Below are 25,828 nucleotides of genomic sequence, written 5' to 3'. Positions count from 1 at the left end.
CCGATCACATTCCATATCGTAATACGCGACAAATTAGACACCTCCCGTGCGCAAAGTAATTCATAATCATTTCTGCTCTCTTCGAATTTTACATCTCCACTTATCATTTTCCAACTATATCCAAAATTTAATGAGGTGTCAGCACTCTCGTAAACACAAAAAAGCAGACATCACGATGCCTGCTTTCTACTTCTTATCCATTCATATATCCCCGCTGCTTCATGCTGACGTAATGGTCTTCCCCGATGATGACGTGGTCGAGACAGGCGATGCCGACGATATTGCCTGCTTCAACCAACCGTTCAGACACTTCGATGTCTTCCCGACTCGGGGTGGCGTCCCCGCTCGGATGATTGTGCACGGCGATAAAGCACGCCGCCGACAACTTGAGCGCCTCACGAAACACATCGCGTGGGTGCACGATGGACGAGTTGAGACCACCGACGAAGAGCGTCTTCCGGGCAATCAGTTGGTTCTTCGTATTCAAATACAAACAGACGAAATGCTCCTGATTCAACAGTCTCAATTCATCTCGCAACAACTCATAGGCGTCTTGCGGCGAACGAATCGTCGGCATACTCGCTTTCGGTTCCTCGACGTATCGAATCCCGATTGTGAATGCGGCGAGGAGTTGCTCTGCCTTCTTCTTCGTCATCCCTTCGATTTTGCACAAATCGTGAACGGACGCTTGTGACAGCGCCCGTAACGTCGGGTAGACGTCCGAGATACGACGAGCCGTCTCCATCGGGTCCGGGCCCCGTCCTCCGATTTGAAGCAATCTGGCGATGGCGGTCTCTACACTACGGTCAAGCACCATGGTCATTCCTTCACCTACTTTCAAGTTCACAGGAAGCGAGGCGTCACCCCATGCCGGTCGAGCGTCTTGACGAGCGGATGGATCGGTAAGCCGACGACGTTGTAGAAATCCCCTTCGATTCCTTCGACGAAGAGACCACCCGATCCTTGAATCCCATACGCACCCGCCTTATCGTAGGGCTCTGTCGAATCTAAATAATCCGTTAACCATGCCTCAGGAATTTCCGCAAATGTCACATGTGTCGTCGTGACGAACAAATCTTGGGTCTTACCGATGATACTCACACCCGTCAGCACTTCATGGGTCGAACCGGATAATCGTTCCAGCATCCGTTTCGCATCCTCCCGGTCTGTCGGCTTCTCCAATATGACGCCGTTCAAGACGACGACCGTGTCCGCACCGATGACGATGGCATCACGGTGATGCCTTGCCACGTCCATCGCTTTCTCGCGAGCCAGACGAGCGACATAATCACTCGGTGTCTCCCGACCGTCCGTCCCTTCCTTCACGGTCGACGGGATGACCTCATGTTCGATTCCTGCTTTCGTCAACAGCTCGGTGCGTCGTGGTGACATCGAGGCGAGAATGACACGCTTCTGTGTTGAATTCATTGTATCGACTCCTTCTCTTCTTCCAAAACGGGTTTCCTTCCCATTTCGGTCTTCTCTGTTGATTGTAGGCATCGTGCCTCCTAAACACAATCACCCGAGACGAAAAACACGTCCCTCCAATTGCGAAGGGACGTGCGACTTATGGTGTCGTATAGTCGTATACCGGGATATCCTTTTGCTCAAACACCGGTTCCGGAATGTAACGGTCTGGAACGAGTTGGTCGAGGTCCGGACGATAGAAGGCATCGAGCTCGACCGTAAACTCAAGCGACTGCACTTCTTCGACCGTATTCGGTCCCGTCTCGGCAGGTCCGGTAAATTGAATCGTCCGTAACACGTGAATCCGATTCATCGCCTCGATCGACTCCAAGAACGAGACGAGCGCTTCATACGTCTCTGCTTGTAAGTTGACCGTCGAACGAACCGTCGAGGCATTGACGGGTGCAACGTCCGTCGGTTCAGCCGGTTCGTTTGTCGCACTCACGTCAGCCGGGTTGAATGGCTCGACCGTTTCTGGCACCTCCGACTCGGCCACGACGCCATCCGCAAATGCGATACTTGTCACATTGACACCCGCAAGAAGACTTGCCTGTGACAACGCCTCAACGACCGTGTCGAGGGCAGGAACTGTCGGAACGCGTGTCTGAAGCGTCTGAGAGTCCGCTACATCAACGGCTTTCCCTTCTTGACGCAACAACTCCAGTTTTGTTTGTTCGAGCGAGAGGTCGCGCTCAAGCGCTTCGACTTCTCCTTGTTTGACGTAATACGTATAGCCAAAGTAAGCCGGTGCGATGATTGCGGCAAGGAGGCAAATCGCAAATAACGCATAGATTGTCGAACGTTTCATTGACTCACCACCTCCTCATCCGTCTCCTCTTCCTCTGTTAACTCGTCCTCAACGTCTTGGAACATGAACGTGAACTCTCCGATATAGCGTGGGAGCGGCTCTTCTTCTAACGAGTTCTCCTCTTCCTCTGAATCCACATCCGCTTTCAACTCCGTCGTCACACCGAGGAGTTTGACGTCGAGGAATCGCTCATCGGTCATAAGCGAGCGCTGGAATGCGTTCAAGTCCTCTAACGTCTCGAACTGGGTCCGAACGCTCATGATGGAGCCGTCCGCGTAGTTATACGTCAAGACGTAGCCCGTCGGCGGCAACTGCTCAGTCAACGCGCGCAGTGCAGGCACCGCATCCTTTTCCATGTCGGTCAACGCCGTCACGGTCTGGTCGAGCGAGAGCACTTGTTGCGCTTTCGAATTCACTTGTTCCGTTTGATAAATTTGGACGAGCTGTAACTCTTCTTCGATTCGCGTCTGTTCTGCCTCAAGTTGGCCGACCTCATAATACAAGTATCCGGCTGCCCCTCCTCCAAGGAGAAGGGCGACGAGACCCGTCACGATTGGCCAGCGGAGCGTCACGTCTGTCGAGTTGATGAAGTTCGTGTCCCGATCGCGTTGAAGCATCGCCATCCCGAGGAGTGGCAACATTTGATGCGATAGCGGTGTCCCATGGGCGATAGCGAGCGGTTGCTCGACGCGCGTCACAGAGACGAGGGATTCAGACTGAATCATACGGACGAGGTCATCGACTTCCGGGACAGTTCCCGAAACGTATAACTCATCGATAGCCCGACCGTCCGTCCGCAGAGAATACCGATAGAAGTCGAGGAAACGAGCGAGTTCGTTCAACCAGTCATCCAACTGATTGGCCTTCATCTCGCCTGTCCCATCATATGTATAGGTCACGACACCATCTTTCGTCCCGACTTGATACGGGAGGTCTAGTTCGATCGAGCGGATGAAACGGATCTGCCCTTCCTCAAGGACGAGCAATTGATGCGAAAACGGCGTGATATGCCAGAGTAGTGTCGATTGAAGCGGATCAATCTCCGATAAACGCATGACCCCATTGGCGACCGCGACAGAACGTGGCGTGATTTTCTTCAACGCTAGACCGCGTTTCTTCATATACGCGCGGAGCGATTTCGTCAATTCAATCGAAACGGCATGCAACATGACGTCCGTCTTGACTCCGTCTTCTCCTAACACTTCATAATCGAACGAGACATCATCGAACGGCAAGATGATCGAGCTCCCGATTTCCATGAAGAGATAGCCACGAATCTCGTCCTTCGGAATCGAAGAAGGAATCTCGACTTTTCGTGACAACACTTCGGTCTCGTCCAATGCGATGGCACACGTCATTCCACGTCTTACTTTCAATTTGCGACAGAGCTCATCGAAAGCGAGACTGAACGCCGTCTCATCGAGAATCTTCCCATCTCCGTATGCATCTTTTGCTAACTGAACCGAGGCGCTTCGTTTGAACACCCCTTGTTTGATGACGGCCCCGTGGATGCTGAGCGCATCAAACGAAAAATACGTGACCGTCCCTTTCTCTATCCCACGACTCATGATCGTTTCCCCCTACATCAACTCAAAATACCAATCAAAAAAACTTTCACTAAACCAAAACGTCAACATCGTCCCGAGCGCAATCGACGGGACGAACGGAATCGGCTGCTTTCGCCCGATTTTTTTTGTCATCATCAACCCGATCCCGACAATCGCCCCAATCAAACTTGATAAAAACAAGGCGACGAGCACGTCACGCGGACCGAGCACAAGACCAATCATAGTAAACAATTTGACGTCGCCTGCCCCAAGTCCCCCTTTTGACACGAAAAAGACGGTCGCGAGGAGCGAAAATCCGAGCAACGCCCCCACAAGCGGGTTCCACCAAGATGCTCCTGTCAGATAGGTGAGGAGAAGTAATACCGGTGCCGTGAATTTCAAGATGACATTCGGCACGAGCATCGTCGATAAATCAGACATCGCCAAAGCGAGTAAAGTCGACAAGAAAGCGAACGCGAGTAGCGTCGTCACACTGAATCCGTAGAGTGAAAAGCTATAGCCATATCCAATGGCTCCAAGTAATTCAAAAATCGGATACGTCGGCGCGATCCGCTCGCCACACCCATGACATCTGCCTCTTAAGGCGAGATAGCCGAAAATCGGGATGAGTTCCCACGGTGACAATTCGTGACCGCAAGACGGACAATGTGACCGCGGCGTCACGATCGATTGCTGACGTGGCACGCGGAGCCCGACGACGTTGGTGAACGATGTAATGACCGCCCCGAGGACAATGCTATATAGGAATCCAATCGATTCAATCAAGGAAGGATCCTCCTTTTGTCAGTATATGCCAAAAATAGAAAACCGGCTAGGCTGAGCGAGTGCCCAGCGCCAGCCGGCATAAACAATTTAAAGTGATGTTGAAGAAATAGCAGTTTCTGCTACAGGAGCAGCTTTAGTTCCCAAATTCTTTTCTCCATCAATATAAACCGAGTATGAATAATTACCATCTGCACTTTTTGCAACTTTTACTCCAGCTGCTGAATAACCAGATGAACCATACGGATCTTTTAGTGTTTCAATATAAGAAGAAGTGTCTACATCTTTTGGAGTAGCAGTTGCATCAGGTGTTCCAGCAAATACTAATACTGTGCCATTAGCAACATCATTTGAAGCGACATACAATTTCGCCGCACTTACCATTTGTTTTGCATCAGATTTTAATGCATCCTCTTTCGAGTTCTCAATGATCCCACCAATCGCAACGACTGCGATGGCTGCGATAATCCCTAAAATAACGACGACGACGAGTAACTCGACGAGTGTAAGTCCACGCTCATCTTTTAACTGTTTGGCATCTTGCCAAATCATTTTCAACTTCTCTACCATGATTCATTCTCCCCTTTGCGTAATGTGCTGTGATTAAACTAAATAAATTACTTAAGACCTAATATAGAAGTAGAACAATTTTACTATACCTTCTAAATATAGTATTGAAAAGGTATATTTTCAAAAGCTTGCATATTGCTTTACTGATTCTGAATATCACCATAGATTTGGAACATCGGGACGACGATTGAGATGACGATGACCCCGACGACGCTTGCCAATACGACGATGAGAAGCGGCTCGATAATCGATTTCAAGCGGTCCGTTGTCGTCTCGACCTCCGTCTCATAAAACTCAGCAACTTCGTTCAACATCGAATCCAAATCTCCACTCTCTTCCCCGACGGCAATCATCTGTGTCATGAGCGCCGGGAAGTTCGCATTTCGCATGAGCGGTTCGTGAAGTGGTACACCTTGCGCCATCATCTCACGCGCTTCGGTCAACCCTTTCCGGATGACACGGTTCGATACGATTCGCTCGGTGATTTCAATCGCCGTCAAAATCGGGACGGCTGCCTGTAGGAGGACCGCTAAACTTCGCGTCAACAAGGCAATCTGAGACTTCATCACAATCGTTCCGAAAATCGGCATCTTTAATAGCAAGCCATCGATGACGAACCGTTCCCGGTCCCGTTTCAACATCCAGGTGAAGGTGAGAACTCCGAGAATCGCGAGTCCAAGTAACAGCCACCAGAAGGCCGCGATGAAATCCGAGACAGCGACAACAATTCGTGTGATGAGCGGAAGCTCACCGCCGAGTTGACCGAATATGCTCGCGAATGTCGGAACGACGTTCACCATCAAAAAGGCGACAACGCCGATGGCGACGATGGAAACGACCAACGGATACGTGAGGGCAGAAATGACCTTCCGCTTCACGTCATATTGTTTTTGGAGTTGGAGCCCGATTTGATCGAGCGCCTCCTCCAAGTTCCCACTCGTCTCCCCGGCAAGTGCCATCGAACTAAAGAAGTTCGAAAAGACACGTGGGTGTTTTTTAATCGCCTCAGAATAGGCAATCCCTTCCTTCAAGTCGTCCTCGACTTGACTCAATGCTTTCTTCAATACGTTCGATTCGGTCTGAACCCGTAAGATTGAAGTCGCACGAACAATCGGGACACCCGCCCGGATGAGCGTCGCAAACTGACGGACGTACATGATCAAGTGCTCGATTTTTACCCGTTCCGGAAGCAGGTTCACTTCCATGTTCAGTCCGGTCGACTCGAGCTCGGACAAGTCCGTTACGAGAATCGACTCTTGACGCAACTTTTCTTTCGCTTCCCGAAGCGAAACGGCCGTGATGCGACCTTTCTTACGCTTCCCGTTCAGGAGTTTTCCTTCATACTGAAATATCGCCATCACTCATCACCTCATCTCTTCTGTCGGGACGGCGTTCGGGTTGATAATCCCTTGTCGAACGAGTTGTTCGATGGCGGCATCCATCGACTGCATCCCGTGTTGGCGACTCGTCTGGATGACGGTCGGCAACTGGAACTCTTTTTCATTTCGAATCAAGTTGGCAACTGCCGGATTCCCCAACATGATTTCCATGGCGGCGACGCGGCCTTTCGGCACATCAATCCGTGGAAATAACCGTTGACTCACGACGCCAAGCAGGACGTTGGCGAGTTGTGTCCGGATTTGGTCTTGTTGCTCTGCTGGGAATGCGTCGATGATTCGACTCACCGTCGACATCGCACTCGATGTATGGAGCGTCGCCATGACGAGGTGCCCTGTCTCTGCGGCGGTCATCGCCGTCGAGATGGTCTCCAAGTCCCGCATCTCCCCAAGCAAAATGACGTCCGGGTCTTGACGTAAGGCAGCCCGTAGACCACTCACAAATTTCATCACGTCAGAGCCGATTTCCCGTTGGTCGACGATACTTTGATCATGGGAATGCAAATACTCGATCGGATCTTCTAGCGTGATGATCCGCTTTCGCTGCGTGCGGTTAATCTCATGAATCATCGCCGCGAGCGTCGTCGATTTCCCTGAACCCGTCGGACCCGTGACCAAGATGAGACCATGTGGTTTCTCAATCAAACGCTTCAGCACCGTCGGCAGATTGAGCTCGTTCAATGTCGGGATTTCCCCGGAAATGGACCGGAATGCGATGGCAATCGTGCCTCGTTGATAGTAGGCGTTGACCCGAAAACGGGAAACACGTGGGACACCGAACGAAAAATCGAGATCCCGATCATGCTCGAGACGTTCGCGCATATCATCGGTCATAATTTCTTTTAAATATCCTTCAAGATGGTGCGGCAATACCTTCTCCTCGCCCATCGTAATGAGACTCCCATCTACTCGAATAATCGGTGGGGAACCGGCTGTCAGGTGAATATCCGAGGCACGTTTCTCGACCGCATTCGTCAAAATGGTTTCAATCGATTGATTAATCATAAGCATTCTCCGTAATGACCGTTCGTAATATTTCTTCAGTCGTCGTCAGACCGGCGGCGACTTTTTCTAACCCGTCCTCAAGGAGGAATGTCGCTCCTTGTGACTTGGCATAGTCGACCATCTCAGACTCGGTCGCCTGGTTCATGATCATCCGGCGCAAGCCTTCATCGATTGGGACGACTTCGTGAATGGCGAGGCGCCCACGATACCCTGTGAAGTTGCATGACGCACAGCCTTTCCCCCGAACGATGTGGTCGATGTGTACACCCTCTGCGTCGAACAGGCTACGTTCGCTCTTCGATACCGGTTCGACTTGACCACAGTCACGACAGACGCGTCGAACGAGTCGTTGTGCCACAAGTCCCGTCGTCGAAGCGGCGACAAGGAACGGTTCGACACCCATATCGACGAGACGGGTGATGGAGCTGATCGCTGAATTCGTATGTAGCGTTGACAAAACAAGGTGACCCGTGAGCGAGGCACGAATGGCAATCTCAGCCGTCTCCGTATCCCGAATCTCTCCTACCATGACGATGTTCGGGTCTTGACGTAAAATCGAACGAAGCCCTGACGCGAACGTCAAGCCGACTTTCGAGTTGACCTGAACTTGGTTGATGCCGTCAAGTTGATACTCGACCGGGTCTTCTACCGTAATGATGTTTTTCGTCTCATCATTCAGTTCTTTCAACGAAGCGTACAATGTCGAGGACTTCCCTGAACCGGTCGGACCGGTGATCAAAATAATCCCGTTCGGACGTTTCAGCATGTCACGGTACGCCTGTTCATTTCGTTCGCCGAATCCGAGTTTCGTCAAATCGGTAAGTCCTTGCGATGAATCGAGGACCCGAATAACGATTTTCTCCCCATACATCGTCGGGAGCGTCGAGACGCGGAAATCATAGGCGCGATTGCGGAGCGTGTACTTGATTCGCCCATCTTGTGGTAGGCGACTTTCTGTGATGTCGAGGTTACTCATGACTTTGAGACGCGTCAGCATGACGCTTTGAATCTTCTTCGGATAGACCGTCTCGGTGCGCAAGTCCCCATCAATTCGAAAACGGACGTGGAGCTGTTTCTCATGCGGGTCGAAGTGAATATCCGAAGCGCGTTGGTCGATGGCACTTAAGAACAACTGGTTCACGAGTCGAATAATCGGTGCATCGTCTCGACTGATTGTTTCTTGTCGTTCGATTTCGGGAGCATCCTCTTTTAAAATTTCGACGAGCGAGTGATCCATCTCGTAGTATCGACTGATCGTCTTTCGAATCTGCTCTCTCGTCGCGATGCCGATTTCGATGTTCATCCCGGTCTGAAGACGGACGTCATCAATGGCAATGAGATCGAGTGGGTCGGCCGTTGCGACATGAAGCGTATTCCCATTCAATTCAAATGGCATGATATCGTGCTTTTGTGCCAATGCTTTCGGTACGAGCTTCGTGACCGTCACATTGATGTCATAGGAGTACAACTCAATGATTGGCACATGCAACTGTTCGTGAATCATTTGAATCAACTGTGTCTCGGTAATATGGTTTAGTCGAATTAAGGCGTCCCCTAGTTTTTCTCCGGGACGCTTCTGTTCAAGCGCCTCATCGAGCTGATTCGTCGTAATAAGCGCAGCCTCGATCAGCATCTCACCTAATCTTCGTTTTGTTCGTCTCACGTTACTTCACCATCCTTTGAGGAGCCTCCTCCTGCTCGGCCTTGTCATTCCGTTCTTCGACAAAGACGCTCGCAGCCACCCCTCCAATCAACAATACAACGAGAACCACCCATACCCACCATGTTTGTACGAGTGATTCCTCTACCATCACGTAGACGCCGCTAGATAAGAGTGCCGTCCATAGACTGATGACAAGTTTCGTTTCACGTTTTCGCATCATCGGAACGGATAAGGCGAACAGCGTCAGTGTGGCGAGTACCCAAAAGCCGAGTAAAATCAAATAGCCGATCATCCGACTGCCTCCTCTTCTGCAGGTTCTTCTTCTAATACTGGCGGTTCTGCCTCAAACGGGTCGTCGTTCGAATCATTCGGGAACGGGTCTTCTTCCTCCTCGTCCTCATCCGGGAATGTCGGAATGACCGGTTCGACCGGATCTGGTGGCGGAAGCGGCACGGAACTCTTCGTCACGATTTCCGGTGTCGGGGCATAAAAATCAAACCCGAGTAATTCCATCGTCTCCCCTTCTTCAGTCACCGTGACACGATACAGCTTACCTGACTGTCCATCTTGACCTGACTGGGTGACCGATGAACTTCCTGATGGGAGCGATGATGAGAAACGGACGACTTTTTGATGCGGTACCGCCTTCACTTCTTCCACTCTCGCCTCGAAAGCGGCGTCAAACGGTTGCCCGAGCAATTGGACCGTCACAGAACCCCCTTCATTCAAGACGAGGATGGCGTACGATGTGTCTTCTCGGTTTTGAACAGCAAAGTTCGAACGCTCATCGACCTTCGTGTCATAGCCCAGTTCCACCCCGGAAGGAAGTGTTTCATGCGGTACACGTTCAAGAATGGCGAACGGTGTCGCCGCAAACATGCGGTAGAATGAAGACCCGAGTGTCGTGAGCGCCTCGTAATCTTCTCCGAACGATTTAAGACTGAAGATATCTCCCGCCGCCATCTCGAATCCGTTCATCCGATCAAGTGCTGACTGCATGGCTGGTGTCGGGCTCACGGTGAACGAGGCGACAACCTCGCTTTCCGCCGCGACTTGCTCTAATGTCACAGATGACTCCAACATCGATGCGGCATCCATCAACGCCGGGGCAATCATCGTCAACGTCACAGGCTGACCTTCGAGATAAGGCTCGACTTTCGTTTCATCTACAGATGTCAATAGAGGATAGGCACCTTTATCTTTGATGGAGTCTAACGTATTCGATACATCGAACGTCACGACCTCTTTGCCAACCTCCATGACCGTCCCATCCATTAAATTGATTGAAAAGGGTGCCGTATTAAAATCTTTAATCGCATTATCAAGACGAACGTTCGCTTCTTCTTTCGTCATCCCTGACACGTCGACACCCGCGACCGTCGTGTTTTCTTTATATGTAGCACTCGACTCAGCGGACGCGTCTAAATAATTGACGAGTCCGATCGTCGGTAATGTCACGAGTACGACGAGTCCAATCAAAATGATAAGATGCATCCCATACCGCTTCATGTAAAATCCCCCCGTGTCTAATCCGACTTCTATTCTATATATCCGTTCAGCGTATAACTTTAGTATAATATGTATTGTACAAAAAATAACATTTAATTCAGTATTGCATACGTTATTTTCCGATTGTTTTACTTTTTTTGAATAGGAGGTCAATGTCTTGTCGCATTCCGAAAAAGGTTTTACGCTCGTCGAAGTGCTCGTCTCCATCGTTGTTCTTTCCATTGTCTCATTTTCTTTACTTTCGATTTTCAGCCAAAGTTTGAAGACGACACACGACAGTCTCAATCAAACGATTGCGAACCAAGTGGCGCAAAATACGCTACATACTTTAAATCGACGGGCCGCATCCGTTGATGAACCGCTCGAACTGCGTCAATTGTTGAATAGGGACGGGATCAGCCCGACGTGCGATTTTTGTAGAGACACACGAATCCATGGGGAAACGTATGTCTCAACCATTCAATCGCTGTCCACTTCACCCGGACATACCATTGAAGTTGAAATTTCGGTGACGACCGACCGTTTGCAAAACCCCGTCACTTTGAAAGGAGTCATTTCGAATGCGACATTACGCGAACCGTTCCCTGAAACGGCTGTCCCGACAACTGACTGAGATGAAGAAACGTGAAGACGGCTTCACGCTCGTCGAGTTGCTCGTCACGGTCGTTGTCGCTTCGATTTTGAGCGGCGTCATCATCACGGCCTTTATCACTGGAACGCTCGGTTTTCAAATGACGAACGAGACGAGTGACCTTAGAAGCGAGGCCGACTATTTGATTGCCTCCGTGCTCTCTGACGTGAACCGGACCGAATTTGACGCCGTGACGGAAGTGGACGGCTCGTTTCAATTTTATCGTTTGTCCGCTCCAGGCATCTCGGAGGCCGGAATGATTTACCGGGAGGCGGGGTACGTGCCGACCGACTTGATTCTCTCAGAGGATTCATTTACGCCTTCCAATCCACAAATCACGGTCGAACGGATGACCATCCAGTTAAAAGATCCCGTGTTCGATCCAAGACGCCCTACGTACATGACCGGTGGACTCATCGAAATCGAGATGGATTTGACTCAGTCGAACGATCCCGATTCCGTTACGACATTTGAAAGCTCCATCCCATTCTAAGAAAGGAGGCATCCTGATGCGAAAACGTGAAGACGGATATGTCCTCGTGCTTGTCCTCGTGACGATGGCAGCCCTCGCCGTTCTGTCACTTGCGGCCATGCAAGTCAACTTGGCGACGAATAAATTGACTGTCATCCGAACAGAAGATACACAGCTGAATGAAGATGCGAAAAGTGCACTTCGCCTCATCGCCGATGAGGTTCGGACCCAGTTCCCGCTCCATGGAGAAGCGGAAGTCCCGACACATATGGAGTCAGAAGCGGCATTTCAAACGGCAGTACAATCACTCCTTGTCAGTGACGAGCCGTTTACAGATTTGACGACAGACAGCGAGGTCCGCTATTCCATTGATTTGAAGAAAGATGCGATGGATACCACGATTCAAACAGCACCGTTCACGACGATTCTCCAAGTGAACGTCACGGCATCGCGACAAGTGAACCCGGAACAACCGGAACTCACCGTTGAATACACGCAAGATTTGTACTTGACGGCTCTCCCGTCCTTTTTATACTACGTCCTCGGGTCCGACCAACAGTTGAATGTGAACGGGATGCCGACGATTCAAGGAAATATCTATTCAGGTGGTCCCCTCGCTTTCATGCGTCAAGCGAACTTCCAATTGGATGGTGTGGCGAAGCAGATTGAAAATGTCGATTCCAGTCGCCTTCACTTGAATGGCCGAATCGATTTAGTCGAATTGAGTGATTGCTTGAGTTGCCAGCAAGAGAACTACTTCACGGTAGGTACGGAACAAGCTGGCGAGAAGGCGGACGCTGGGGTGTCCCCGAGTCGCTTTTCTCCATTCCAATACGACTATTCAATCATCGAATTTTTAAATCGACGACTTGACACACCGCTCGCCTACACCAACAATGTCGACTCAAAAGTCTTTGGAGAAGGTCTGATTCGCTCGACCGATCAAGTATTCGAACTCGAGAGGGTTTTATCGGAAGATGGGACCTCGATTATCGAACGCCCGACTTCGTACTTACGGGCGGATGCTTATAACGCACTCATCGACCCGACCATCGTGACATTACCGGATGCCATTTCCGATCGTGCCATGTACGTCACGGAATCCATCACCGAGTCGAATGCCCCGCTCCTTTTCGACGGGGACGTCGTCATTGAATCCCTTGAGAAGCTGACGATTGCACGGCCCCTGATCGTACGTGGTGACTTGACCATTAAAGGGAACGTCTCCTTCAGTTCGACGGTCTACACGCTCGGTGATACGTTCATTGACCGTGCCAATATTCTTCCGATTGATGCAGACAAAGGGAACTCGCTCATCCTGTTATCTAAAGGAAAGATTCTGTTGAACCGAATCAACGAGTTTGACGACACACCGACGACGCTCCAGGCATTCATGTATAGTGACTCGAACGAACCGACCTATGTGTATGCGGTCGGATCCATTCTCGAAGTCAACGGAGGTCTGTATAGTAAGGGACCACTCGAAGTGAACGTCTTTAGAGGGGAATTTACTGGGGGCAACGGCTTAAGTCCAGCTGAGAACTTCGACCGTCAAGTTCCAGCTCACGAGGCCGAAAAGTCTCGATTGAAACTGACGTATAACGATTCCGTGTTCAATCAATTGGAAACACTCCCTGTCACGAATCAACTTCAATTCTTCGTCAGTCATCCCGTTCAATTGAAATGAATTCAAAAAATCGGCCTCCTCTCTGATTGAGAAGAAGCCGATTTTTTAGTTCCCCATCTTTAAAATGAGGTCCGAGTTGTAGTCTTTGGCCGTCTGTTCCATCGCTTTCGTCCATTGCGCGCCGTTGTCGAGAAGTAGTTGCGTCAACTCGACTTGATTGTGACGAACAGGCTGCAATAACACCGATTCAGTATCTTGAATCGTATAGCCTTTCCCGAGGAGTTCTTTAACCGCATCGAGGTTTAACGAGTCGACCGCAATCCCAAGAAGTCGTTCGTCTTCAACGTAACGCATCGCCAACTTCCATTGATCCGGACTGCCGTTCGCACTGAACAATGGTGTGATGACGGGCATCCCTTCCACTTCTTCGAATGGGTCAAGTCCTTGCTCGAAGTATGCTTCAATCACGTCTAGAGGTGCGAGCGTCACTGCCGTGGCGAATTGCTCGGCTGTCGGCACAACTTTTTTGTCTTCTAGAATAAGTCGGACGGCCTCCCATTCTTCCCTTGCCTGTAAATCTGTCAATTCTTCTTCTGTCACCGAAGAGCGTTGACTCACTTCTTTTACTAAATCGTCACCGGATAACTGCGAGAGCTCGGGTTGGGATTGACTCCAGTACAGGAGCCCTCCCAATCCGATGACGAGAATCAATCCGGTGATGCCAATCATCATTCGCTTGCGATTCATCATTCGCCAACTTTCTGCCATTCACTTAATAACGGTCATCATCCTGTCCTGAGGCATTCGTTTGGATGATGCGTACATAAAACGTGTCCTTCACGGCTTCAAACGGTTTTCCAGCCGGAAGCGTCGTGTAGATTTCCACTTTCGCCACACCCGGTTTCACTGGAATCAACTCTTTTCCTGATCCACTCACTTGAACATATTCTTCGCCGGATACAATCTCCATGCGATAGTCACGCCATGTCGAAGTCGTTGGCCAGTACTCAAGGAGCGGTGGTCTTGGTGCCGTCCCTTCCCCAATATTGATTGTCATGTCTTTTGACATCAATTGGTTCGGATATTCGTTGACGCGGACAACCGACGTGTTAGAACGAATGTTTCGTAACGCATTGTCATCGAATGTCGTCTGAATCGGAATGTCTGTCACGACACCATTAGTTCCGTAGCCATGGTTGGCACGTAATTCATATCCTGTCGCACTTTGTGTCACCGTTAGAGCAGATGGGATGGACCCGATTCGTTCAAACGGAATGGATACGGTTGGTGTTGAGGTCACTTGAATCGAGGCAACTTCATTTACACGTTTTTCTTCGTCCAAACTATCCCATACCCAAAGGTCGAGTTGGCTCGGCGTTTGGCTCAAGGATGGTGCCTTGACTTGGATGGTAAAGAAGGTGCTCGGAGTAGCGATATTTAAGCCACCGAAGAGGTCACCGACATCCACAGTCGCCTTAAACTGAGTCGTACCTGGTTTCAGTCCAATGATGTTCAAGTTGTTTCCAACTTGTTCAAACTTCACACTATCCCCGGATTCGACGACATAGCGAACCGACTTGTATTGAGCCGTTTCGGGCATGACTTTTGGTGTCACGGTAGTCGTTTGACCGACATATAGCTCTGTCGACGGGATGGCGAGTTGCTCAGGCGGACTGATGACATTGACTTTCGACTCAGCTATGACAAGAGGTTTCTTATCGCCCGGATCGATTGTCAATCGCAATTTCGCAGTTCCTGTTTTCAAACCGGTCACAATCGCATTGTTTCCTTGGGTGACGAGTTTCGCAACACCGTTCGCATCAACGATTTCCCACTTCAAGCTTTTCCATTTCGGGTTCGTAAAGGTGTTGCCTTTCGCATCCGTGATGGTCGGACTCACAATCTGCTGTGCCCCGATTTGTAACGTGACGTCAGGAATCTTCGCTTCGTACGCGTACGGCGCCCCGATATTGATCAGCAAGTCTGGGAATGACGATTGAACCTCTAGTTCCTTATCCCAGTCATTGTGCTTATCTAAAATGTGATCACGCTTCTTCGAATACTCAATCAACGACGTTAATTGGTTATCCGCTTTTTTCAATTGGATGAGTGAAGCAGAAGGCTCGATGGCTCGAACGACTACTTCAAACTTCACGGTTCGATTTCCACTATCGTTCGGGAGGAAAATGTTCGTGTTCCCGTTTCGTTCATAGTACAAGTCTGGTTTCAGCTGTAACTTGATTTCATTCGGGTTCGTGACAGGATATTCTTTTCCGTTCGCATCACGAATCGCCACGACTTCGAGTTGGCTTGGTAGTTTTTCTGTGAAGGTCGTTAAATCCACTCGTAAAAACTTATCGCCCAACTGATTCGGTAATCGGTCGAAACGTTCCGGATATTGAACTTGATAGTGAATCGTTCCCGTTTCGTATAAGTTGATCGTCGACGGGTCAATCGAACGGGACACTTGAATCAAGTCGGAAACATTCTCCGCACGTTTGACGTTGATGGTGAACGTATCAATCACCTTCGCATTCCGTTGATCGGACGTCTCGATCTTCACTTCAATCGGTCGGTCTGCGACAACATCCGCTGCCGGAATCGTAAACTCTTTGACTTCGTAGTTACGTAAGTTTTCGAATGCGACCTGTTTCCCGTTATATGTGATGGTTGAATTGAGGAACAAGTCTTGGAAGTCATAATCACTCGGTCGCCACATCAATTTAACGTCTTGTCCAGCAGTCACTTCAACAGTCCCGGCTTTTAAATCAGCAGAGGTATAGGACTGGTTTGAATCACTGACGGACTCAATCACGTTGTAAGGTTTATGATTCGCCCCGATAAAGGCGCGATACATCGTATTGATGAAGATTTTTTTCTCATCTTCTACCGAGAACTTGTTCGTGTGCCCTGCACCGGAGTAGGTGAAGTTGTTTTTTGTATACGTGTAGTAATGGTTGCTTGCATCTCCGTATGAACGCTGATTGTTATTTTTACTATTATCAGCAGATAAGTTATACCAAGGGGTCACTGCAGGGTCGTTCAAATCAAGTGTGAAGTACTGGTTGTGCGTTGTGGAAATAGCTTTTGGCACATCATCTAGCACATATGGATAAGAAGTAAAAATTCCATCCTGTACTTTTTCAATCACTTTCGTAGGCTGTGGTGCACCATAGCCTATATTTGTGTAAATTCGTTGCCCTGAAATATTTTTTGTAGAATCTTCATTGACAAATTGACGTTCCCATTCAGAAGTGGCCGAGTTTCCTCCACCAGATCTGAAGATTGTATCGTGCGTCAGCATAACGCCTTGTCCCGTTTCAGAAAACGATTTAACTTTAGACGTTGCAGCAACATTCATGCTACCTTGCGTGTTATATGAATCCTGAAATCCAAAAATCAGCATATCATATGTGTTATTACTCAATCCTTGATCAAATTTCCCTGATTGAAACTCACTGGTCGTCCCATTGTTTAATGTAAATTGATATTGACCATTGCCGTCTGTCAACATATTCGATAAGTAGTCAGATATTTTACCATTACTCGTTGTTCCCGCAGTTAATTGTAAAATATTCGCTTCGACTTTCTTGTCGATATAGAGGAATGTTCCTTTTTTATAATCTTTACGTCCCGTGACAGTATCTTTGGCAACAATCATCCAGTTTTTAGGTCCAGTGTACGTAGGTCGAGATAAGCGAAACTCAAGTTGATTTGTTGAGCTTGCGATTACTTCCCTCACTTTATCTTCAGCATCAAAGCGATCATTGTGATTGAAGTCGATATACAGTTCAACAATCGTACTCGATGTTGGTGGGTTTACAAATTGATAGTTGAACTGAAACGCTTTCCGCTCATTGTCCTTAATTTTAACAGTATTATTCACAAGTGGCTGTTGATTATACGTGACCTCGACATTCGCCAACAAGGGACGATTACTCTGTTGTTTTACCAATTCAGAAATGAGTGCCTGATCAGTAGCAAATTGTTTCACGTTCGTGAATTCTTTCAGTGTAGATAATTGTTTCACGTTTTTACTACCAAGTGTCACATCTTTATGAAGATATACCGGTAATCCTGTTTTCACATAAAAATCAGTAATTTCACCTAACTTTAAATCGGTTAAATCATTTAAAATTTTTGTGGTATCGTGCTCTGCACTTCGATTTGATGTTGATTTGATTTTATTCACGTCATCAAGCGCTTCTTGGTATTTCTTTTCAAGCGGACTACTTCCCAACACAATTGCATCGTAAGCCCCATCCATTGGGAAACGAGTCGCATTGAATTGCTTGACCGTCATAAAGTCAATCTCAAGCTTGTTCAAGCTGTTTAAATCACTTACGAGTGTCTTTTTATATGATTCAATCGCCGTATCTAAAGCCTTTTGAGTCAATACATTGCTTGCTGTATACGCATCTCTTAAATACAAAACTTTATATTTCGGTAATTCTTGTGCCTCTACGAATTTAGTTTGAGGGACGAACGAAAATAGTAAAATGAAGATTATGACCACATGCATGAGTTTACGCAATGTATAGTCCTCCCTATTTTTAGTCTTCACTACTAATTATCCCACCCACTTGAAAAAATATACATCTATTTCTTTGACATCAGGTAAATGTTTTAGCTTAAGAAACGTCTCACTTCACTGATGAAATACAACGACCCGGTCACAATCAGCGTTTCGCTCGTTGGCGACTCGATCCAATTCTGTAACCACGCTTTCCATTCGACAAATCGCGCCCCATCTTTCTCTAGCTGCGTTCTCGTTCTCGCACGCAGAAAGTCGAATGTCGTTTCATACACGTCTCCGATTTCTTGAAGCGCGTGAATCATCGTGTCACGGTCTTTATCTTCTAAAATCGCCGTCAGCACCGTCACGTCTGTCTCTTGTTTGGCTTGTAATACTAACGCCTCGATGCCTTCTTGATTATGTGCCCCATCTAAAATGATACGTGGTCGTTTGGAGACGAGCTCATACCGTCCCGGATGTTGTGCTCGCTCAATCCCTCTTCGGATGGCGTCATCACTCCATCCGAGGTGACGCGCAACCGCCACGGCGCACGCCCCGTTGTATGCTTGATGATGTCCTGTCAATCCGAGCACGACATATGACATATCCTCATACGTCACGACGGTCTCTGCCCCGTCCACAATCTTCTTCACGAGTGGACGAACATCATGAATGGAAGCACCTACGTCGTCCCCTTTTTGATGCAACAACTCAACCAATTTTTCCTCACCGATACTATGGAACATCGGCACCCCGCGTTTCATAATGCCGTATTTCTCCATCGCAATCTCTTCAAGCGTATCGCCGAGAATCCCTTGATGGTCATGTCCAATTGATGTCACAATCGTCGCAAGTGGATGCGTCAGCACATTGGTCGAATCCAGTCGTCCCCCGAGACCGACTTCCCAAATGATCAAGTCTGGACGTGTGTCATCAAAATAGCACCATGCCATCATCGTCAAGAGCTCGAACTCCGTCAACGTCTCTGGCGCATCGTCCGCACACGCTTTGACTCGATTCGCCACGGCGACGAGCGCGTCTTCCGGAATCGGTTCCTCGTTCAACATGATCCGCTCCTCAAACTGAATGATATAAGGGGAGGTAAATGTGCCGACGGATAAGCCGTTCTCCATCGCCATCGCCCGTAAAAACGCGACGGTCGACCCTTTTCCGTTCGTACCGGCCACATGGATGGACGGGCGTTCTTCTAACCCTAACCGCTCAATCATCCAGTTCATCCGCTCAAGACCCGGTTTGATCCCGAAGCGAAGCTGTCCACTCAACCAATCGAATACATCTTGTCTCGTCTTCATCTTCCACACTCCTACTGTTTACACTTCTGTTTCATCTTATCAAAATTCACGACAGCCGTTATGGAAAACAGTCTGTGCTATACTCGAAGCGAAGAAGGAGGCATGCGCCATGACAACTGACTGGAACTTCGAGGCGACGTACCTCGAACTACGTGACATCTTTTACGACCGTGGACCTATCCACCCGGTCGACAATCCGACACTCGTCTTGTTTAACGATGCATTAGCCGCTTCGCTCGGTCTTGATGCGCAAAGTCTCAAACAAGACATCGATTTACTGGCCGGCAATCGTCAAACCGAAACGTCTTTCTCACAAGCATACGCCGGACACCAATTCGGCAACTTGACGATGCTCGGGGACGGACGCGCCCTCATGCTCGGAGAACATGTGACTCCGAACGGGAAACGTGTCGATGTGCAACTAAAGGGTTCTGGACCGACAGAGTATTCTAGAGGGGGAGACGGACGGGCCGCACTCGGGCCGATGGTACGCGAGTTCATCATTAGCGAGGCGATGCACGCTCTCGGCATTCCGACGAACCGGGCGCTCGCCGTCATTCAGACAGGGGAAGCCATCATGCGTCAAGGTCCAAAGCATGGGGCCATCCTGACTCGGGTCGCCTCAAGTCATCTTCGTGTCGGAACATTTCAATTCGCAGCAGGCGCCGGCTCCATCGATGACGTCATCGCTCTTACTGAAGTAGCCATCAAACGACACGACCCAGACTTGATCGATGCACCGAATCGCTATGAACAGTTCCTCGGACGCGTCGTCGAAAGACAGGCGAGACTGATTGCCAACTGGCAACTCGTCGGTTTTATACATGGGGTGATGAATACGGACAATATGTTCATCAGCGGAGAAGGTCTCGATTACGGACCATGCGCGTTCATGGATACGTATCATCCGGAGACCGTCTTCAGCTCGATTGACCGAGAAGGACGCTACGCTTATGCGAACCAACCGTATATCGGGTCTTGGAACCTCGCCCGACTTGCAGAGACATTGCTGCCGCTCCTTGGCGAGACGAAAGAAGAAGCGGTCGATGTGGCGAACAAACAGCTCACCCGTTATACCGAGTTGTATAAAGAAGCGTACTTTACCGGACTCGCACATAAGATTGGCCTATTCGTCCGAAAAGATGGTGACGATGAGCTAACGGATGAACTGCTTCGCTTGATGATGGAGACTGAGGCAGATTATACGAATACGTTCCGCTCGCTGACGCTTGGTGAGATTGAATCGCTCCCATTTGCAACTCGGAAAGACGGGAAGGTCTGGCTTGGTGCTTGGCGTAAACGCCTGAATGGGCAAGGTCTCCCGGACGAGGACGTCAGTCGAATCATGCGCCAGTATAATCCGGCCGTTATTCCTCGAAATCATCATGTCGAAAAAGCGATTCAAGCAGCAGAACGCGGTGACTTCGGTCCGACCGAGGCAATACTCACCATTTTGCGTGACCCCTATAACTACGATCAATCGTCTGAATACGTATCGGCAGGTCCACCACGAACGTATCCGTATCAAACGTTTTGTGGCACGTGAACCATCTCGCTTTTTCGAGGTGGTTTTTTTGAAACCTATTTTTTATTTGTAGGATGCTTCATTAATTAAATTGCGAGGACTTGACTCCTTTAACAATTACAAAAAATACTGTTCATCAATTTAATCAGATAACGATATATCCAGATGTTTTTCATATATATTTTTCTCAATATTCAATTTATATATTCTAATTGAATTCACTTCGAAATTAGGAAATGGAACAAGTATTTCATTTGCTAATTTTTCCATTTCTTTTAAATCTACTTTTGAAAGGCCCTCTGTAAAATCTCTACTGACATATTCTGTACCTAGAGTTAAATGAGGTACATACTCATCGCCTTCAAAATATTGTGTAATTATGTGTTTTGGTGGCGCAAGTTTTTGTAACATCTCTTGATGCAAGTTAACCAAGTCATTTGATTTGACACTTAAATACAAAATATTGTCTCCGAAATATTTTGGTTTACCTAACGATACTTGGAAAGGTTTAAAGTGTTTACAAACAGTACGCACTTTTTCAATCCACCTCTCATCCGAAGTCAATCCACCTTGTGCTTTTAAAGTTATATGAGGCTCAACACCTAATTGTTTAATCCATTTATTTTGAAATTTTTCAATTCGTATTAAATAGTCTTTCGGGATTATAATTCCTATAAAATACTCTACTTTCATTATTTATCACTCCCATAAAAAGTTGATATTTTCAGCACGGAGTCCATCTCCATTTATGTTATACATCCAGATATCACTAATACAAGGATGCATATTTCCCCTAGAGAATGAATCTTCATAAAAGGTAACTATATAATTGCTTCCACACTATATAGAACGTTTAATCAAAGATTTTTCTCATTTTCATAGTAAGGATTTGTAATAACCTGTCCCTGTTCCATCAAAGCCCATCTTTTTGTAGAACACGTGTGAACCTGTTCGACGATTTCCTGTATTGACCGCTATTTTCATTATGCCATGTAGCTGTGCCCAATCTTGAACATGATTCACTAAAGAAGCGCCGACTCCATTTTTTTGATGAGATGCCTTCACGACAAGAGCAATGATTCGAATGTAGGATGCATCTACTTCATAAGATACTCCTCTAAAAAATCCAATCATCCCTACAATTTCTTGATTTTCTACCGCTACAAATGTGTGATAGTTCGAATCTTGTTGGATATTCATCAAACGGGTTCCCATCTGTTTTTCTGTAGTTGGGTATCCTAACTCTCCCATTAATTCTGACAGTGCAGCTACATCATTCATTTCAGCATTACGAATTCGTAGGATCGTTTCCTTTCGATTGAGCAACATGTCCACTCCTTTTCATCGATTCTATAAGTGTGTGTTCACCCTTACTCCGAATCATGAAAGGGAAACGACACAGATGAAGGCTCTGGTAAAGAATCAACTAGCTTCAACAACTCTTCTTCCGAGATATTTCCTGTCACGATAATCAGTTTGCCTTGGGATAAATAGTATAAACCGTTCCCGTAAGATTGCTCCAATACATACGGTTCTGGCTGTTCCGACATCTCTCCTTCTACCTCAGTAAAAGAATCCGTCGCAATGATACTGATGAGGTGTGTCTCATCGTATAACGTCCAAAGCTTCACCGGCCAATCGCTACCTGAATAATCAGTGCTGATGGCCTCCATCTCTTTATTAGGGAGATCTAATCCGTGAACAAATGCAGTTGATGTCTTTGGAATCCCAAAGCGTTGCATGCCACGCTGTGCCCATCCCTTTCTTTCATCATGAATGAATACGCCAAATGGGTTCTCACGGTCAGGTACAATCATCGCAACTAAACCGATTCCCCCGACCATCGTCTCCGTTAAAATGTGATCCTTTGACAACTGTCTTGTCGATCCATCTTCATATTGAAGAGTGATTTGTTCCGCGACCGCGTCCGAGACCTTTTCTGTCCCTGGTGGTACTTCCGCAATCATCGTCCCGGTTACGTCTACGTCGGGGAAATGTGATTCATCAATCCCGACTTTCTCTATTTTTTTCACATCAATCGTCTCCACAGACTTCGTTTCTTCTGATGGTGTACATCCCACCAGTCCCAGCACAAGAACACACATTACGCCGATTCGTCTCATCTCATATCCCCTTTTCTACGTCCATCTCTCCAAATTCTACCAAAATACAAAAAAACCTTCTTCAGAGAATCAATCTCCAAAGAAGGTGTATATCTTACTTACGCAACTCTTCCAAACGGGCACGGACTGCGTCACGCTTGTCGAGGTAATCTTTTTCTTTTGCTTTCTCTTCGTCGATGACGTGAGCCGGTGCCTTGGCGATGAAGCCTTGGTTTCCGAGTTTCTTCTGCACGCGCTCGACTTCTTTCTCATACTTCGCCACTTCTTTTTCAAGACGGGCGATTTCTTCTTCGAAGTTGATGAGGTCTGCGAGTGGGATGAAGAGCTCTGCTCCCGTCATAATCGCGGACATCGACTTGTCCGGGGCCGTGAGACCACGTCCGATTTCAAGCTCTGTCGCATTCGTAAACTTGCCGATCGTCATTTCATTCGCGCTCAAGTAACCTTGTGTCGCATCATCGCTCGTCGAAATGAAGAGCTGGATCGGTTTCGACATCGGTGCGTTCACTTCGGCACGGATGTTACGAACCGAGCGGATGACGTTCATCACAGCTTCAAACGCTGGAACCGAATCGGCGAAGTGAAGGTCGTCACGACGTGTCGGGTAGCTTGCACGAACGATTGAATCGCCTTCGTGCGGCAAGTGTTGCCAAATTTCTTCTGTAAGGAACGGCATGAACGGATGCATGAGACGCATGATCGAATCGAGCGTATGTGCGAGGACCGAACGGGTCGTGTGCTTCGCTGCTTCGTCCTCACCGTATAACGTGAGTTTCGCCATCTCGATGTACCAGTTACAGAACTCTTCCCAGATGAAGTTGTACAAGTAACGACCGGCTTCACCGAACTCGTATTTGTCGACAAGACGTGTCACTTGATCGATTGTGTCGTTCAAGCGCGTCAAGATCCACTTGTCAGCAAGCGTCTTCTCACCTGTGAGGTCGATGTCTTCGACTTTAAGACCATCCATGTTCATGAGAGCGAAACGGCTTGCGTTCCAAATCTTGTTCGCGAAGTTCCATGTCGACTCGATCTTCTCCCAATAGAAACGAAGATCGTTCCCTGGTGTCGAACCTGTGAGCAGGAACCAACGGAGTGAATCCGCTCCATATTGGTCGATGACTTCCATCGGGTCAACGCCGTTACCGAGTGATTTCGACATCTTGCGTCCTTCCGAGTCACGGATGAGACCGTGGATGAGGACATCGTTGAACGGTTGCTTCCCTGTGAACTCGAGTGATTGGAAGATCATCCGTGATACCCAGAAGAAGATGATGTCGTATCCTGTAACGAGCGCGCTCGTCGGGAAGTAACGGTTGAAGTCCGGTGCGTCCGCATCCGGCCAGCCCATCGTTGAGAACGGCCAGAGTGCTGACGAGAACCATGTGTCGAGGACGTCTTCGTCTTGTGTCCAGTTCTCACTGTCCGCCGGCGCTTCTTTCCCTACATACACTTCGCCTGTCTCGTTATGGTACCAAGCCGGGATGCGGTGACCCCACCAAAGTTGACGGCTGATACACCAGTCGCGGATGTTCTCCATCCAACGGAGGTATGTGCCTTCGAAGCGTTCCGGGACGAAGTTGACTTTCGTGTCGTCGTTCCCTTGTGCCTCGAGTGCCGCTTTCGCGAGTGGCTCCATGTCAACAAACCATTGTTTCGAAAGGTATGGCTCGATGACTGCGCCTGAACGCTCTGAGTGACCAACCGAGTGCGTGTGCGGCTCAATCTTCACGAGTGTGCCGTCCGCCTCAAGATCTTTCACGAGTTGCTTGCGGCATTCGAAGCGGTCGAGCCCTTCGTACTTGCCAGCGTTCTCGTTCATCTTCCCGCCTTCGTCCATGACGAGGATGCGTGGAAGTTCATGACGGTTTCCGATTTCAAAGTCGTTCGGGTCGTGGGCTGGTGTGATCTTCACGCAACCTGTACCGAACTCCATGTCCACGTAGTCGTCCGCAACGATTGGAATCTCGCGGTTCATGACCGGAAGCATGATCGTCTTGCCGATGAGGTGTGTGTAACGCTCATCTTTCGGGTTGACGGCAACCGCTGTATCACCGAGCATCGTCTCAGGACGTGTCGTCGCGATTTCGATATGACCTGAACCGTCAGCGAGTGGATACTTCATGTGATAGAACGCACCCTCGACTTCTTGATAGATCACCTCGATATCCGAAACGGCTGTCTTTTGAGCCGGGTCCCAGTTGACGATGTATTCGCCACGGTAGATCAAGCCTTTTTCGTAAAGACGGACGAATACTTCTTGAACAGCTTTTGAGAGCCCTTCGTCTAGTGTGAAGCGTTCACGCGAGTAATCGAGACCGAGACCAAGTTTTGACCATTGGTCGCGAATCGTCTTCGCGTACTCGTCTTTCCATTCCCACGTCTTCTCGAGGAACTTCTCACGTCCGAGGTCGTAACGCATGACGCCTTCTTCACGAAGTTTTTGCTCGACTTTCGCTTGTGTCGCGATGCCGGCATGGTCCATCCCTGGGAGCCAGAGCACGTCATAGCCCTGCATACGCTTGAGGCGTGTCAACAAGTCTTGGAGCGTCGTGTCCCAGGCGTGCCCGAGGTGAAGTTTCCCCGTAACGTTCGGTGGTGGGATGACGATCGTGTACGGTTGTTTCGAATCGTCCTCGTCTGCTTTAAATACATCGTTCTCTAACCAGTAGTCGTACCATTTTGACTCCGTCGCACTTGGGTCGTACTTCGTCGGCATAGTAATTTCATTTGTCTCATGGGCCATGTGTGGCGCCTCCTCTATATCTTAATGAACACAAAAACGGCTTCTCTCGTCCTATACGCTAAGGACGAAAGAAGCCGTGATCTTCCGCGGTACCACCTTAGTTCGCCAACAAGTGGCGCCCTCAAA

At 48.6% G+C, this 25,828-nt stretch carries 22 protein-coding genes and 1 other annotated feature (1 of these 23 cut by a window edge); of the genes, 4 read left to right on the top strand and 18 right to left on the bottom strand.

What is annotated here, in order from left to right; genetic code table 11:
- Positions 1-193: 193 nt before the first annotated feature.
- The 11 genes from radC to EAT1B_RS13605 all read right to left on the bottom strand — a co-directional run bounded on the left by radC (position 194) and on the right by EAT1B_RS13605 (position 10,749).
- The gene (radC, locus tag EAT1B_RS13655) at positions 194-823 is read right to left on the bottom strand and encodes a DNA repair protein RadC (RefSeq protein WP_015881143.1); all 630 of its coding nucleotides are present in this window, start codon (positions 821-823) and stop codon (positions 194-196) included.
- 20 nt (positions 824-843) lie between these two features.
- Positions 844-1,428: a nucleoside triphosphate pyrophosphatase gene (locus tag EAT1B_RS13650; RefSeq protein WP_015881142.1), complete on the bottom strand. Its 585-nt coding sequence runs from the start codon at positions 1,426-1,428 to the stop codon at positions 844-846.
- A 139-nt stretch (positions 1,429-1,567) separates the two neighbouring features.
- Positions 1,568-2,275: a hypothetical protein gene (locus EAT1B_RS13645; protein ID WP_015881141.1), complete on the bottom strand. Its 708-nt coding sequence runs from the start codon at positions 2,273-2,275 to the stop codon at positions 1,568-1,570.
- Positions 2,272-3,843, bottom strand: coding sequence for a pilus assembly protein PilM (gene pilM / locus EAT1B_RS13640; protein ID WP_015881140.1), 1,572 nt, complete (start codon positions 3,841-3,843; stop codon positions 2,272-2,274). Before pilM ends, EAT1B_RS13645 begins: the two co-directional genes overlap by 4 nt.
- Before the next feature lie 12 nt (positions 3,844-3,855).
- On the bottom strand, positions 3,856-4,608 hold the full coding sequence (locus EAT1B_RS13635; RefSeq protein WP_015881139.1) for an A24 family peptidase: 753 nt from the start codon (positions 4,606-4,608) through the stop codon (positions 3,856-3,858).
- An 87-nt stretch (positions 4,609-4,695) separates the two neighbouring features.
- Positions 4,696-5,175: a prepilin-type N-terminal cleavage/methylation domain-containing protein gene (locus EAT1B_RS13630; RefSeq protein WP_015881138.1), complete on the bottom strand. Its 480-nt coding sequence runs from the start codon at positions 5,173-5,175 to the stop codon at positions 4,696-4,698.
- Positions 5,176-5,315: 140 nt separating this feature from the next.
- Positions 5,316-6,533, bottom strand: coding sequence for a type II secretion system F family protein (locus EAT1B_RS13625; RefSeq protein ID WP_015881137.1), 1,218 nt, complete (start codon positions 6,531-6,533; stop codon positions 5,316-5,318).
- Positions 6,534-6,539: 6 nt separating this feature from the next.
- Positions 6,540-7,577: a type IV pilus twitching motility protein PilT gene (locus tag EAT1B_RS13620; protein ID WP_015881136.1), complete on the bottom strand. Its 1,038-nt coding sequence runs from the start codon at positions 7,575-7,577 to the stop codon at positions 6,540-6,542.
- A complete protein-coding gene (locus EAT1B_RS13615; RefSeq protein WP_015881135.1) occupies positions 7,570-9,240 on the bottom strand; it encodes a GspE/PulE family protein in 1,671 nt (556 codons plus the stop codon). Before EAT1B_RS13615 ends, EAT1B_RS13620 begins: the two co-directional genes overlap by 8 nt.
- A 1-nt stretch (position 9,241) precedes the next feature.
- Positions 9,242-9,532 carry a hypothetical protein gene (locus EAT1B_RS13610; protein ID WP_015881134.1) on the bottom strand — a complete coding sequence of 97 codons (291 nt, stop codon included), beginning with the start codon at positions 9,530-9,532 and terminating at the stop codon, positions 9,242-9,244.
- Entirely contained in the window at positions 9,529-10,749 is a 1,221-nt protein-coding gene (locus EAT1B_RS13605; RefSeq protein ID WP_015881133.1) for a G5 domain-containing protein, read from the bottom strand. The genes EAT1B_RS13610 and EAT1B_RS13605 overlap by 4 nt, the downstream gene beginning before the upstream one ends.
- 157 nt (positions 10,750-10,906) lie before the next feature.
- On the opposite strand from EAT1B_RS13605, the gene EAT1B_RS13600 reads away from it, so the two are divergent.
- Genes EAT1B_RS13600 through EAT1B_RS13590 form a run of 3 tightly spaced genes read left to right on the top strand, consistent with a single transcriptional unit; the run spans position 10,907 to position 13,539 of the window.
- A complete protein-coding gene (locus tag EAT1B_RS13600; protein ID WP_015881132.1) occupies positions 10,907-11,362 on the top strand; it encodes a prepilin-type N-terminal cleavage/methylation domain-containing protein in 456 nt (151 codons plus the stop codon).
- Positions 11,310-11,873: a prepilin-type N-terminal cleavage/methylation domain-containing protein gene (locus tag EAT1B_RS13595; protein WP_237708244.1), complete on the top strand. Its 564-nt coding sequence runs from the start codon at positions 11,310-11,312 to the stop codon at positions 11,871-11,873. Before EAT1B_RS13600 ends, EAT1B_RS13595 begins: the two co-directional genes overlap by 53 nt.
- A gap of 16 nt (positions 11,874-11,889) precedes the next feature.
- On the top strand, positions 11,890-13,539 hold the full coding sequence (locus tag EAT1B_RS13590) for a hypothetical protein (RefSeq protein WP_015881130.1): 1,650 nt from the start codon (positions 11,890-11,892) through the stop codon (positions 13,537-13,539).
- Positions 13,540-13,584: 45 nt separating this feature from the next.
- Here EAT1B_RS13590 and EAT1B_RS13585 read toward each other — a convergent pair whose 3' ends face one another.
- The 3 genes from EAT1B_RS13585 to EAT1B_RS13575 form a co-directional block, all read right to left on the bottom strand.
- Positions 13,585-14,229 carry a hypothetical protein gene (locus EAT1B_RS13585; protein ID WP_041917999.1) on the bottom strand — a complete coding sequence of 215 codons (645 nt, stop codon included), beginning with the start codon at positions 14,227-14,229 and terminating at the stop codon, positions 13,585-13,587.
- A gap of 22 nt (positions 14,230-14,251) precedes the next feature.
- Positions 14,252-18,013, bottom strand: a complete 3,762-nt coding sequence (locus tag EAT1B_RS13580; protein WP_015881128.1) for a DUF5057 domain-containing protein — start codon at positions 18,011-18,013, stop codon at positions 14,252-14,254.
- Positions 18,014-18,105: 92 nt separating this feature from the next.
- Positions 18,106-19,308: a folylpolyglutamate synthase/dihydrofolate synthase family protein gene (locus EAT1B_RS13575; protein WP_015881127.1), complete on the bottom strand. Its 1,203-nt coding sequence runs from the start codon at positions 19,306-19,308 to the stop codon at positions 18,106-18,108.
- 109 nt (positions 19,309-19,417) lie between these two features.
- On the opposite strand from EAT1B_RS13575, the gene EAT1B_RS13570 reads away from it, so the two are divergent.
- On the top strand, positions 19,418-20,854 hold the full coding sequence (locus EAT1B_RS13570; protein ID WP_015881126.1) for a YdiU family protein: 1,437 nt from the start codon (positions 19,418-19,420) through the stop codon (positions 20,852-20,854).
- Positions 20,855-20,974: 120 nt separating this feature from the next.
- Here the strand turns inward: EAT1B_RS13570 and EAT1B_RS13565 are convergent, their stop codons facing one another.
- The 4 genes from EAT1B_RS13565 to EAT1B_RS13550 all read right to left on the bottom strand — a co-directional run bounded on the left by EAT1B_RS13565 (position 20,975) and on the right by EAT1B_RS13550 (position 25,702).
- Positions 20,975-21,526, bottom strand: a complete 552-nt coding sequence (locus EAT1B_RS13565) for a 2'-5' RNA ligase family protein (protein WP_015881125.1) — start codon at positions 21,524-21,526, stop codon at positions 20,975-20,977.
- Between the two features lie 183 nt (positions 21,527-21,709).
- Positions 21,710-22,162, bottom strand: a complete 453-nt coding sequence (locus EAT1B_RS13560; protein ID WP_015881124.1) for a GNAT family N-acetyltransferase — start codon at positions 22,160-22,162, stop codon at positions 21,710-21,712.
- Positions 22,163-22,203: 41 nt separating this feature from the next.
- Positions 22,204-22,956: a hypothetical protein gene (locus EAT1B_RS13555; RefSeq protein ID WP_015881123.1), complete on the bottom strand. Its 753-nt coding sequence runs from the start codon at positions 22,954-22,956 to the stop codon at positions 22,204-22,206.
- Between the two features lie 94 nt (positions 22,957-23,050).
- Positions 23,051-25,702: a valine--tRNA ligase gene (locus EAT1B_RS13550; protein WP_015881122.1), complete on the bottom strand. Its 2,652-nt coding sequence runs from the start codon at positions 25,700-25,702 to the stop codon at positions 23,051-23,053.
- A gap of 57 nt (positions 25,703-25,759) precedes the next feature.
- Positions 25,760-25,828 (bottom strand) — a binding site (T-box leader) (it continues 153 nt past the right edge of the window).

It is taken from the genome of Exiguobacterium sp. AT1b, from assembly GCF_000023045.1.
Taxonomy (GTDB): Bacteria; Bacillota; Bacilli; order Exiguobacteriales; family Exiguobacteriaceae; genus Exiguobacterium.
This window is presented reverse-complemented; position numbering and strand designations above follow the sequence as displayed.